The organism is Streptomyces albus subsp. albus, assembly GCF_000719865.1.
GTDB lineage: Bacteria > Actinomycetota > Actinomycetes > Streptomycetales > Streptomycetaceae > Streptomyces > Streptomyces albus_E.
Genome location: NZ_JOID01000002.1, coordinates 87,763 through 100,425 on the forward strand (window position 1 = coordinate 87,763; position 12,663 = coordinate 100,425).

7 protein-coding genes are annotated in these 12,663 nt (G+C 75.3%); 3 read left to right on the forward strand and 4 right to left on the reverse strand.

The genetic code is table 11. From position 1 onward, the window contains the following. Positions 1–9 precede the first annotated feature (9 nt). From IF83_RS33570 to IF83_RS0102680, 3 genes are all read left to right on the forward strand, one after another. Entirely contained in the window at positions 10–2,070 is a 2,061-nt protein-coding gene (locus IF83_RS33570; protein WP_158710982.1) for a protein kinase family protein, read from the forward strand. Then, entirely contained in the window at positions 2,070–5,201 is a 3,132-nt protein-coding gene (locus tag IF83_RS0102675) for a hypothetical protein (protein ID WP_030542371.1), read from the forward strand. The genes IF83_RS33570 and IF83_RS0102675 overlap by 1 nt, the downstream gene beginning before the upstream one ends. A gap of 185 nt (positions 5,202–5,386) precedes the next feature. Next, positions 5,387–6,130, forward strand: a complete 744-nt coding sequence (locus IF83_RS0102680; RefSeq protein WP_030542372.1) for a class I SAM-dependent methyltransferase — start codon at positions 5,387–5,389, stop codon at positions 6,128–6,130. Between the two features lie 240 nt (positions 6,131–6,370). On the opposite strand, the gene IF83_RS0102685 is transcribed toward IF83_RS0102680, so the two are convergent. From IF83_RS0102685 to IF83_RS0102700, 4 genes are read right to left on the reverse strand one after another with little or no spacing between them, the layout of a single operon-like run. Continuing rightward, the gene (locus IF83_RS0102685; protein WP_030542373.1) at positions 6,371–7,531 is read right to left on the reverse strand and encodes an acyl-CoA dehydrogenase family protein; all 1,161 of its coding nucleotides are present in this window, start codon (positions 7,529–7,531) and stop codon (positions 6,371–6,373) included. Between the two features lie 5 nt (positions 7,532–7,536). Further along, positions 7,537–8,505: a hydroxymethylglutaryl-CoA lyase gene (locus IF83_RS0102690; RefSeq protein WP_030542374.1), complete on the reverse strand. Its 969-nt coding sequence runs from the start codon at positions 8,503–8,505 to the stop codon at positions 7,537–7,539. Further along, positions 8,492–10,807, reverse strand: coding sequence for an acetyl/propionyl/methylcrotonyl-CoA carboxylase subunit alpha (locus IF83_RS29770; protein WP_037678377.1), 2,316 nt, complete (start codon positions 10,805–10,807; stop codon positions 8,492–8,494). Before IF83_RS29770 ends, IF83_RS0102690 begins: the two co-directional genes overlap by 14 nt. Positions 10,808–10,840: 33 nt before the next feature. Further along, on the reverse strand, positions 10,841–12,472 hold the full coding sequence (locus IF83_RS0102700) for a carboxyl transferase domain-containing protein (RefSeq protein WP_030542376.1): 1,632 nt from the start codon (positions 12,470–12,472) through the stop codon (positions 10,841–10,843). Positions 12,473–12,663: the final 191 nt, after the last annotated feature.

Genomic DNA, 12,663 nt, shown 5'->3' on the forward strand with positions numbered 1-12,663 from the left:
AGCACGGAGTTGAAGTTCCTGACCCCCGGCGGTGACGCGCACCGGACCACCGCCCGCCTCCACGCCGACCTGCGGCTCCCCGGACGGGAGCCGCTGACGGCCCGCATGGTGACCCTCGACGACGGCCGGCGTCTCCTCCAGTACCGGCTGCCCTTCTCCGCGCAGGGCGACAACGCCGCGTACGGGGCCCTGGAACGCCAGGTCGGCGCCGGCGTCGCCATCGAACGGCGGTACGGCTCCGAGGGGTTCGGGGAGGTGTTCACCCGGCTGGCCGGCTTCGACCTCGAAGCGGCGGAGCCGTATGTGCTCTACCGCGCCCCGGACGGGGAGCCCGTCGCGGGCCGGCGGGGCTCGCTGGCGGTCGCCGAACAGCAGAAGCTGCTCGCGCAACTCGTGCTCGCCGTCCGCCTGCTGGAGGAAGCGGGGCTGGTCCACCGGGAGATCACCCCCGACACGGTCCGGTGGGACGGCACCCACGTCCGGCTCGCCGAGCCGTACGCCGCGCAGCGGATCGGCGAGCCCAGGGAGTCCTTCGGCGCCGCGCCCTGGGCGCCGCCCGAGCAGCGCGAGGGCACGGGGACCGCCGACACCCGCGACGACCTGTGGGCCGTCGGCCGGCTCGTCTACTTCCTGCTGTCCGGCCGGCCGGGCCCCGCCGCCGAAGTGCCCCACGACCTCGGGGAGTTCCGGCGGCTGGCGGCGCTGGGCGACAGCGGCCTGTTCGACCCGCGCGCGGCGAACCGGCCCGGGCCGTCCGACCTCATGCGCCTGCTCCGGGTGCCCGACCCGCTCGCGGCGGCCGCACCGGCGGATCCGCTCGGCGCCGCCCGTGCCGAATTCGACGCCCAGCGCGCCAAGAAGCGGGAGGAACCCGGCACGGCCGAGCCGCCGCAGGAGGCTTACGAGTATCCGGTCCCGCGCCGCTCCTGGCGCTTCTGGCTGCCCCGCGGCTCCGGGACCGCCGGGCCCGGGCCCGCGGACCCGCCGCCACCGCCAGCGCCCCTGCCGCCGGCCGAACGGCCCACCCTCTGCCCGTACTGCCTGCTGCCCGTCGAGTACGACGAGACGCGGCTGTTCACCCTGGACTCCAAGCGGGTCTTCCAGCCGCTGGACCTCAGCCGGGAGCGGCGCCCGATGCACCGGCAGGACGCGCTGCGGCAGGCGTACCAGTCCTGCCCGCACGCCCCGGCGGACGCGCCGCACCACCTGCCCGTCCCGTTCCTCACCAACGGCGAGCCGCTCACCGTCGCGCTGGTGGGCAGTTCGGCGGCCGGCAAGACGCATCTGCTCGCCGCGATGCTGGGCGAGATCGAGAAGGGCGGGCTGGAACCGTACGGACTGAAATGCCTGCCGCTCAACCCGGACACCCACCGGGAGTTCATCCGGGAGCGGGTGCAGCGCCTGCACCGGGGCAAGATGCTCGAGAGCACCGGCCAGATGTCGTTCGCCCACTTCGCCGACGGACTGCTGGTCACCGGCGGCGGGGTGACGCGGCCCGTGCTGTTCTTCGACCTCGCCGGCGAGGACCTGGCGCAGAACGGCGAGGTGACCAGCTTTCTGATGGGCGTGGGCGCGTTCATCTTCGTCCTCGACCCGCTGCGGGCTCTGCGGCTCCCGGCGCTGGATCCGATCCGCGCCAAGACCGGGTTCCAGCAGCGCGAGCTGGGCGACGAGGCGTTCACCACCGTCCTCAACCGGGTGCCGCGGACGGGCCCCTGGATCGAGGCACCGGCGGCGGTCGCGGTGAACAAGAGCGACCTCATCCGGTTCGACCCGTCGGTGGACCGCTGGCTGAGCCGCGGGACGGCGGACCTGGACGAGGAGGCCCTGCTCGCCGAGAGCCGCGACGCGTACGCCTTCGTGGCCCACCACGGCAGCGCTTCCTGGCTGAAGCCGTTCGACGACTGTGCCCGCTGCACGCTGCACTTCGTGGCGGCGACCGGGGCCCAGGTCCGCGGCGACGTCTATCCGCACGGCATCCGGCCGCGGCGGGTGCTGACCCCACTGCTGTCGGTCTTCGCCATGAGCGGGCTCCTCCCCGGAGCACGATGGAGAGAGGTAGGGACCTGATGGTCCGTCATGAGGAGTCGGTGGACCAGATCGTCTTCCGCTGGGACGCCGGCAACACCCTGGGGACGACCGGCTTCGGCCCGGTCGCCTGGTCGTGCGGCCAGGAGACGGCCGGGGAGTTCTTCCGCCGGGCCGCCGCCCTGCTGCGCAGCACGGCGGCCGAGACCGTCCCGGCGCTGATCAGGCTGGAGAAGGCCGGGCAGACCCTGCTCGTCCACCGCGCGCCCTGGCCCGACCCGCGGGGACAGCGGTCGAGCACGGTCTGCCACGCCCTGCTGGGACCGTCCGCGATCCTCGACGCCGAGCTGTGCCTCGGGCTGAGCCGCTGGTCGTGGGCGGGCAGCGGACTCGCGCTCGGCGACGTCCGGGGCAGCCTGGAGGCGGTCCGCCCGTCGGCGCTGCTGCCGTCCGCCGACGACGGGCAGCGGAGACTGCTGGCCGGACTCCCGGAGGCCCGGGAGACGCTGACGGCCGTGGCCGCGGAGTTCCTCCGGAACCCCGGGCAGGCGTTCACCGTGCTGGACCGGGAAGGCGGGGACAGCGCCTGCCGGGTGCTGTGGGGGCTGCACGGCATCTTCAGCGAGGTCCACCCCCGGGGCTGGACCTTCGCCACCCACGACACCGTGGAGGACCGGGCGATCCGCTTCCTCTTCGTCCGGAGCTGGCCGGGCACGGTGTCCCGGAGCACCGACCGGACCCGGACGGACCCCCGGGAGCGGCTCGCGGACCGGGCGGAGCGGGTGGCGGCCGGGCTGGTGGACCGGTATCTGCGCCGGGTCGAGGAGGGCGAGGGGCACGAATACGAGGTGGCGAAGGCGCTGGCGGCCGCGGCGGGGGGCGGGGCGGGCGGCCCGGGCCCGCGGGGCCCGGCGGGCGCCGGGGGCGGCCGGGACCTGCTGGCCGCGGCCGAGCGGGCGCTGACTCTGCTGACCCGGGCTCCGGACGGCCCGCGCCGGCCCTCCGCGCCGCGCGGCTCGTACGGCGGCGGGGACGGGTCCGGGGGCGGACCGTCCGGCGGCGCGGGCGGGCTGCGCGGCGAGAGCGCTTGGAGCGGCGAGGGCCTCCGGCGCGGCGGGGGCGGGGCTCCCGCCGGGTATGGCGCACGTGGTGGCCCGGGCTCGGGCGACGGCGCCGGCTCCCGTGCGGGGCACAGCGCGGGCGCGGGAGACACGCGCGTATCCGCCGATGCGGAGGCCCCGGGCGGCGGGGGCGGCTCGTACGGCGCGGGCGGCGGGGACGGTCCGCGGAGCGGGTACGGCGCGGGGGCTCCGGCCGGGACCGGCGGTGCGTACGGGCCGGGCGACGAGGCGTACGGGTCGGACGGCCCGCGCGGAGGCGGCGGAGCGTACGGACGGAACGGTGCGGGGGAACCGGCCGGCGGCCGGACGCAGGAGAGTGGCCGGGCACCGGCCGGCTCGTACGGAACCACCCGGCGGGAACCGCCGGTTCCGCTTCGGGCGCAGGAGCGGGACGAGCCCTATGACCAGTACCGCGGGCTCGACCCCCGGCGCTTGGACACCGAGCCGCGGACGGACGCCGGCAATCCGGATCCGGTGCACCCGGGGCGGGCCGGGCGGCCGGAGCCGGCGCGCCCCGGACGCGCCGATCCGCGTATGCCCGGCCGGCGGCCGGACCGCGTGGAGCCGGGGTCCGGGGGTCCGGGATCCGGGGATCCGAGGTCTGGGGATCCGAGGTCCGTTGAACCGGGGTCTGGGGACCATCCGGGGTCCGTGGAACCGAGGGCCGTGAAGCCGGACTCCGCTCCGGCGGAGTCCCGGCAGTCGGGCCTGCCCGCCGGACTCGAACGCGTGGGGGGAGAGCGGGCCGTCCGACCCGACTCCGTCCCGAGGGACTCCGCCGGCCCGGGTCCCGCGCGGGAGGAAGCCGTCGATCCGGGCGCCGGATGGAGAGCCGCCGCCCGGCAGGAGGCCCCGGCTTCCCCGGCGAAGACCTCCGCGTCCGGCGCGCACACCCCCCGGCGTCCTGCGCCCGAACGCCCGCCAGGGGCCGCACCGTTCACGCCCGAGCCCTCTGCGCCGGAGCCGTTCACGGCCGGACCGCGGGCATCCGGACCGCGGGCGCCCGAGCCGCGAGAGCCCGGACCGTTCACGGCCGGGCCGCGCGCGCCCGAGCCGCAAGCGACCGCAGCGCACGCGACCTGGCCGTCGCGCCCGCCGTCCGAGCCCGAAACGGCTGCCGCCGAGGGCCCCGGCGGGCTGCCGCGCGTCCGCCCCGAGTGGCCCGCGGCGCCCCGGCCCGGCCGTCTGATCCACCGTCGCCAGAAGCGGACGGTGGACTACCCCCAACTCCTCACGGCCCTGCGGCTGATGGAGGAGGAGCCGGACGGAGCGCGACGGGCCGAAGCCGCAGCCGCGGGCACCACGGACAAGCACCTGGTCATGGCGTTGCGGCAGGAGCACATCCCGTACGCGGCCGTCGGCCTGCTGGTCCGGGAGATCGCCGATCGGTACAGCGAGTGGGGCCGCGCTCCGCGCCGGGAACTGTGCGAAACCGTCCTGGACATGGGGCTGTTCGTGACGAGCCGGCCGCGCCCGGCGGCCGGCCCCCCGCCCGCCGACGAGACACGGGCCGCCAACGCCGCCGCGCTCTACCACTGGGCCGTCCGGCCGCTGGCCAGGGACGAGCGGATCAGCGGCCGGCTGGCCGCGGTGCTGCCCCGCCTCGCCCTTGGCGCCGACCTTGCGGGCCGGGCGGCGGTCGACCGGATCCTGGAGCAGAAGAACGGCCCGGGGCTGGGCGACGCGGTCTGGCTGGCGCTCCTCCGGGCACTCCGGCAGGACCGCGCGACGGAATCCCCGGGCTTCGCGCCGGCGCCCGTCGCCGTACCCGGCCCCGCACGGTCACCCGCGCCCCCACCGCCCCCACCGCTCTCTCCGCCCCGGGAGTCCACCGAGCGGGGCCGGAGCCGGATCGCCGAGCACACCTCCCCGCCGCCCCTCGCACCGCCTGCTTTCCCGCCGAGTGGCGCGATCCCCGGCCCCGGCTCCCGATACGGCGGAGACACCTTCGGGACCGCCGAGGGCAAGGACGCCCGCGTGCTGGTGCTCAGCGTGGTCGGCGCCTGCGCCCTGGCGCTGACGGTTCTGGTCTATCTCCTCCTGGCAGGCTGATCCCCTCGCAGGACAGGGAGAACGGGGAATCGCCCAACGGGGAACCGCGCAACCGGCAAGGGAAAACCGGCCAACCGGCAACTGCGGACCGGGGAACGGCCGACCCGGGAACGCGGAACGGGGGTACAGGGAACAGGGAACAGGGAACGGGCGAACCGGCCGCGGGCAACTGGCAGCCTGGACCCGTGCCGTTCGACCACAACGACCACTACCACCGCCTGCTGGTGAGCCATGTGCCCGGCGGCAGCCGTACCGCGCTGGATGTCGGCTGCGGGACCGGCCGCTTCGCCCGCAGACTCGCGGACCGGGGTATCGCCGTGGACGCGGTGGACCCGGACGCGGAGGTGGTCGAAGCCGCCCGGGCGCGGTCCGGGCCCGGAAGCGAGGGCGGGGAAGATCGCGGCGACGGTGGCGGGGGCGGGCGGCCCGAACCCCGCTTCCGCCGGGCGGACATCACCCGGACCCCGCTCCCCGCCGACCACTACGACGTCATCTCCTGCCTGGCGAGCATCCACCACATGCCTTTCGGCACCGTCGCCGCACTGCGTGACGCCTTGGCCCCTGGCGGCGTGCTGCTGATCCTCGGCTGCTACCGGGCGACGTCACCGGCGGACCATGCGTGGAGCCTCGCCGCCGTCCCGGCGAACGCGGTCGCACGGCTCACGGTCCACGCGGCGGAGACGCTCCGCCCGGCGGGCGGCGGCCCCGGCCCTGGTCCCGGCGGCCCCGGCCCCAAGCCGAGCGGAACCGGGCCGAGCGGAATTACGCCGAGCGAGGCCCCGGCCATCCGGGCGCCGGTGAAGCAGCCGTCGATGTCCCTGGCCGAGATCCGGTGGGAAGCCTCCGAACTGCTGCCCGGGGCCACCCTCCGCAGACTCCTCTTCTGGAGATACCTCCTGGTCTTCCACAAGAGCGCCGGCCGGCCGTAGGCCGCCGGTCCCGGCCGGCCGCGGAACCCGGCATACGGCCCGGGCCCGTCCGGGTATCGACCGGAGCCCGCTCGGGCCCCGCCCCGCCGGCAGGCGCCGCGATCCTCACTCCGGCCAGGGGAAGCCGAGGGCCTCCCGGGACTCGCGGCTGCCCGGTCCGGGACTCCGGGCGGGCTGCCCGGAGTCCCGGACCGGGCACGTCGTGCCGGCGGGGAGGCGGAGCCGGCGGCCGGCTTCGGCTCAGGAGGCGAAGCCCAGTTCGCGGGCGATCAGCATGCGCTGGACCTCGCTCGTGCCCTCGCCGATCTCCAGGATCTTGGAGTCGCGCCACATCCGGGCCACCGGGTACTCGTTCATGAAGCCGTAGCCGCCGTGGATCTGGGTGGCCTCGCGGGCGTTGGTGACGGCGATCTCCGAGGAGTACAGCTTGGCCAGGGCCGCCTCCTTCTTGAAGGGCTCGCCGGCCAGCAGCCGGGAGGCCGCGTCGCGCCAGGCCAGGCGGGCGGTGTGGGCGCGCATCTCCATGTCGGCCAGCTTGAACTGGATCGCCTGGTTGTCGCCGATCGGCTTACCGAAGGCCCTGCGGGTCTTGGCGTAGGACACGGACTCGTCCAGGCAGCCCTGGGCGAGACCGGTGGCCAGGGCCGAGATCGCGATGCGGCCCTCGTCGAGTATCCGGAGGAACTGGGCGTAGCCGCGCCCCTCCTCGCCGAGGAGGTTGGCGGCCGGGACCCGGACGTCGGAGAAGGCCAGTTCCCGGGTGTCCGAGGCGTTCCAGCCGACCTTGGAGTACGGGGCCGCGACAGTGAAGCCGGGGGTGCCGGAGGGCACGATGATCGAGGAGATCTCGGGGCGGCCGTCCGGCTTGCGGCCGGTGACGGCGGTGACCGTGACGAGACCGGTGATGTCGGTGCCGGAGTTGGTGATGAAGCACTTGGAACCGTTGATCACCCACTCGTCGCCGTCGCGGACCGCGGTGGTGCGGGTGCCGCCGGCGTCCGAGCCGCACTCCGGCTCCGTCAGGCCGAAGGCGCCCAGGATCTCGCCGGAGCACATCCGGGGCAGCCACTCCCGCTTCTGCTCCTCGGTGCCGAAGCGGTAGACGGGCATGGCGCCGAGGGAGACCCCCGCTTCGAGGGTGATGGCGATCGAGGAGTCCACCCGGGCCAGCTCCTCCAGGACCAGGCCGAGGGCGAGGTAGTCGCCGCCCATCCCGCCGTACTCCTCCGGGAAGGGCAGGCCGAAGAGGCCCATCCGGCCCATCTCGCGGACGATCTCGTACGGGAACTCATGGTTCTCGTAGAACTCGCCGATCTTCGGGGCGATGACGTCGTGGGCGAACTCCTCGACGGTGCGCCGGAGTTCCTCGTGCTCGGGGGTGAGGCGGTGGTCGATCGGCATGGCTTTCAGCTCTCCTGGTGGGAGGGGGTGCCGGCGAGGGCACGGACGGTGCGGGACGGGCTGGGTCGGCCCAGGTGGGCGGCCATCCACACGCTGGTGGCGGTGAGACGGCCGAGATCGACCCCGGTCTCGATGCCGAGGCCGTGCAGCATCCAGACCAGGTCCTCGGTGGCGAGGTTCCCGGTGGCGCTCTTCGCGTAGGGGCAGCCGCCGAGGCCGCCCGCGGAGGCGTCGACGGTGGTGACGCCCTGTTGGAGGGCGGCAAGGGTGTTGGCCAGGGCCTGGCCGTAGGTGTCGTGGAAGTGGACGGCGAGCCGTCCGGCGGGCACCCCGGCCGCGCCGAGCGCCGTCAGCAGCGCCGCCACATGGCCCGGGGTGGCAACCCCGATGGTGTCGCCGAGGCTCAGCTCGTCGCAGCCGAGGTCCAGCAGCTGCCGGCTGACCCTGACCACCTGGTCGACGGGAACCGCGCCTTCCCAGGGGTCGCCGAAGCACATGGAGAGGTAGCCGCGCACGCGCAGGCCCGCCGCAGCGGCCTTGGCGACCACCGGCTCGAACATGGCGAGGGACTCCTCCACCGTCCGGTTGAGATTGGCCTTGGCGAAGGACTCGGTGGCGCTGCCGAAGACGGCGACTTCCCGCACCCCGAGCGCCAGCGCCCGCTCCAGCCCGCGGTCGTTGGGGACGAGCACGGGCAGCCGCGTCCCGGCGGCCAGCTCCGGGCCGCCGAGCAGGGGCATCAGCTGCTCGGCGTCGGCCAGTTGGGGGACCCACCGGGGGTGGACAAAGCTCGTCGCCTCGATGGTGTCGAGCCCGGTCGCGGCCAGCCGCCTGATGAACTCGGCCTTGATCTCGACCGGCACGACGGCCTGCTCGTTCTGCAGGCCGTCCCGGGGGCCCACTTCATGGATCCGGACCCGCGCGGGCAGGCCGGGGGCGGGGACGGTCATGGGGAGTCCGTCAGGAAGGGACATCGCTCGCCTCCTCGGTGATCGCGGCGGCCGGGCCGTCCGGCCCGGCACCGTCCGGCTCGTGCGGTGCGACGACGGCCAGGACCTGGTCCATGGCGACGGTGCTGCCGGCCGTCACGTCCAGCTCGGCGACGATGCCGTCGTGCGGGGCGGCGATGACGTGCTCCATCTTCATCGCCTCCACGACCAGCAGGCTCTGCCCGGCGGTGACCGCGTCACCGACGGCCGCCTTGACGACGGTGACGGTGCCGGGCATCGGGGCGGTGAGCGCCCCGGCGTGCCCGGCGCCCGCGCCGCCGCGCAGGGCGGCGGCCACGGGGTCGTGGGCGGTGGCGTGCCAGGCGTCGCCGTCCCGGCCCAGCCAGTGCCCTCCGGCGCCGTCGGGCGCCTGCTGGAAGGCGTGGGTGACGCCCGCGTACTCCAGCAGCAGCCGGCCGGACGCGGACGGTCCGCCGTCCGCGGGCACGAGCCGGGCCCGGACGGCACCGGACGGCCCCCCGGCGGGGGCGGTCCCCGTGGACCCGGCTCCGGCGGGCCCGGGTATGGCCCCCGCCGGGGCGACGGCCTGCTCCTCGATACGGACCTCCGCGTCGTGCAGCGGGCCCCGGACGTGGACGGTCACCGGCTCATGGCCGGGGATCCTGACCGGGTGCGGGGTCCAGGCCGGTACGCCGCCCAGCCGCCAGCCGCTCGGCACGGAGAACGGGTCCGTCCAGCCCGGACGTCCGCCGGGCGAGGCGGGATCGGCGCCGCCCGCGGAGTCCGCGTGGCTCCCCGGGCCGCCGCCGGCCGCCGTGCCCGGCGCCCCGGCCCCGCCACCCGGCGCCCCGGCCCCGCCCGGGCCGCGGCCCGCCGCCGTACCGCCGCCCGCCGCCAGGGCGGCATGGCGGAGCAGCGCCGCTGCCGCGTACACCTCCGCCGGCACGGACGGCCGCAGCAGCGAGGCCGCGTCGCGGTCGACGAGACCGGTGTCCATCTCGCCGGAGACGACCTCCGGGTGGGCCAGCAGCCGGCGCAGGAAGCCGGCGTTGGTGTCCACCCCGAGGACGTCCGTCGCGGCGAGGGCGGCGCGCAGCCGCCGCAGGGCGGTGGCGCGGTCCGGGCCATGAGCGATGATCTTGGCGAGCATCGGGTCGTAGGCCGTGCCGACCTCGGTGCCGGCGGAGAGGCCGGAGTCCACCCGGACGCCCTCGCCCGCCGGTTCGCTGAGCAGGCGGACCGTGCCGGCGGAGGGCAGGAAGTCCACCCGGCCGCCGTCCGCCGCGCGGGCGGTCTCCGCGCAGAGCCGGGCCTCGACCGCGTGCCCGGTGAGCCGGATGTCCTGCTGGGTGAAGCCGAGCGGCTCCCCGGCGGCGGCCCGCAGCTGCCACTCCACCAGGTCCAGGCCGGTGACGAGTTCGGTCACGGGGTGCTCGACCTGGAGGCGGGTGTTCATCTCCATGAAGTAGTACGCGGAGGGATCGTTGCCCGGGACGATGAACTCGACGGTGCCCGCTCCCCGGTAGCCGCAGGAGCGGGCTGCCTGCACGGCGGCCTCGCCCATGGCGGCCCGGGTGGCCTCGTCGAGCAGCGGGCTGGGGGCCTCCTCGACGATCTTCTGGTGGCGGCGCTGGAGGGAGCACTCGCGCTCGCCGAGGTGCACCACGTTGCCGTGGCCGTCGGCCAGCAGCTGGATCTCGATGTGCCGGGGGCGGTCGATCCACCGCTCCACCAGCAGGGTGTCGTCGCCGAAGGAGCCGCGCGCCTCGCGCCGGGCGGCGGCGATCTCCTCGGCGAGCACCTCCTCGGAGCGGACCAGCCGCATGCCCTTGCCGCCGCCGCCCGCCGAGGGCTTGAGCAGCACGGGCATGCCGATCTCCCGGGCGGCGGACGCCAGTTCGGCGTCGGTGAGGCCGCTGCCGGAGGAGCCGGGGACGACCGGCACTCCGGCGGCCCGGACGGTCTCCTTGGCGCGGATCTTGTCGCCCATCAGCTCGATCGCGCCCGGGGGAGGGCCGATGAAGACCAGGCCCGCCTCCTCGCAGGCGCGGGCGAAGGCGGCGTTCTCGGCGAGGAAGCCGTAGCCGGGGTGGATGGCACGCGCTCCGCTGCGGGCGGCCGCGTCGAGCAGCCGCTCCACCGACAGATAGCTCTCCGCGGCGGCCGTGGGGCCGATCCGGACGGCCGTGTCGGCCTCCCGCACATGGCGGGCTCCCGCGTCGGCGTCGCTGAACACGGCGACCGACCGCACGCCCAGCCGGCGCAGGGTGCGGATCACGCGGACCGCGATCTCGCCCCGGTTGGCGACCAGTACGGACTCGAACATCGTCATCTCCGTTGTCATCTCGTCCGTCGCCCGTCACATCCGGAAGACGCCGTAGCCCGGCGCGGAGGGGTCCCGCTGCGGCAGCGGCGCGTTGGCGCAGGCGGTGAGGGCGAGGCCCAGGACCTGGCGGGTCTCCAGCGGGTCGATCACGCCGTCGTCCCAGAGCCGGGCGGTGGCGTAGTAGGCGTTGCCCTGGGTGTCGTACTGCTCGCGGATGGGGGCGCGGAACGCCTCCTCGTCCTTCGCGGACCACTCCTCGCCGCGCGCCTCCAACTGGTCGCGCTTGACGGTGGCCAGCACGGAGGCCGCCTGCTCGCCGCCCATCACGGAGATCTTGGCGTTGGGCCACATCCACAGGAACCGCGGCGAATAGGCCCTGCCGCACATGGAGTAGTTGCCCGCGCCGTAGGAACCGCCTATCACCACCGTCAGCTTGGGTACCCGGGTGCAGGCGACGGCGGTGACCATCTTGGCGCCGTGCTTGGCGATGCCGCCGGCCTCGTAGTCCCGGCCGACCATGAAGCCGGAGATGTTCTGCAGGAAGAGCAGCGGGATGCCGCGCTGGTCGCACAGCTCGATGAAGTGGGCGCCCTTCTGGGCGGATTCGGAGAACAGGATGCCGTTGTTCGCCACGATGCCGACCGGGTGGCCGTGGATCCGGGCGAAGCCGGTGACCAGCGTCTGGCCGTACTCCGCCTTGAACTCGGCGAAGCGCGAGCCGTCCGCGATCCGCGCGATCACCTCGCGGACGTCGTACGGGGTGCGGGAGTCGGCGGGGACGGCGCCGTAGAGCCCGGCCGGGTCCACCGCCGGATCCTCGACCGGCTCCACGGACCAGGGCAGCGACCCGCGGTCCGGCAGCGTGGAGACGATGGTGCGGGTGATGCGCAGCGCGTGGGCGTCGTCCTCCGCGAGATGGTCGGTGACCCCGGAGACCCGGGAGTGCACCTCGCCGCCGCCCAGCTCCTCGGCCGTGACGACCTCGCCGGTGGCGGCCTTCACCAGCGGCGGGCCGCCGAGGAAGATCGTGCCCTGGCCGCGCACGATGACGGCCTCGTCGCTCATCGCCGGGACGTACGCCCCGCCAGCCGTGCAGGAGCCCAGCACCGCCGCGATCTGCGGGATGCCGGCGCCGGACATCCGGGCCTGGTTGTAGAAGATCCGGCCGAAGTGCTCGCGGTCCGGGAAGACCTCGTCCTGCAGGGGCAGGAAGGCGCCGCCGGAGTCGACCAGGTAGAGGCAGGGCAGCCGGTTCTCCAGCGCCACCTCCTGGGCGCGGAGGTGCTTCTTCACCGTCATCGGGTAGTACGTGCCGCCCTTGACGGTGGCGTCGTTGGCGACGATCACGACCTCGCGGCCGGAGACCCGCCCGATGCCCGCGATCACCCCGGCCGCCGGGGCCGCGCCGCCGTACAGGCCCTCGGCCGCCAGCGGGGCCAGCTCCAGGAACGGCGAGCCCGGGTCGAGCAGGGCGTCCACCCGGTCCCGGGGGAGCAGCTTGCCGCGGGCGGTGTGCCGGGCGCGGGCCTTCTCGCCGCCGCCCAGCCGGGCCGCGGCCAGCCGCTCCCGCAGCTCCGCCGCCAGCTCGCGGTGCGCCGCCTCGTTGGCCCGCCAGGCCGCGGAGGCCGGATCGGCGGCGCTCCTCAGCACGGGTGCCTGCTGCATGGTCGAGCTCCCTTGCTCGGTCAGTGCTGTTCTCAGTGCTGTTCTCACTGCTGTGTCGCTGCTCACGTGCCGCCGTGTGCGGCGGTGCCGTGCGGTGTGGGCCCCGCGCGGTGGGGCCGCCGGTCCCCGGCGGTGTTAATGAGCGTTAACGTGCGTCTCAGGTTAACGAGCGCTAACCCCCCTTGTCTAGA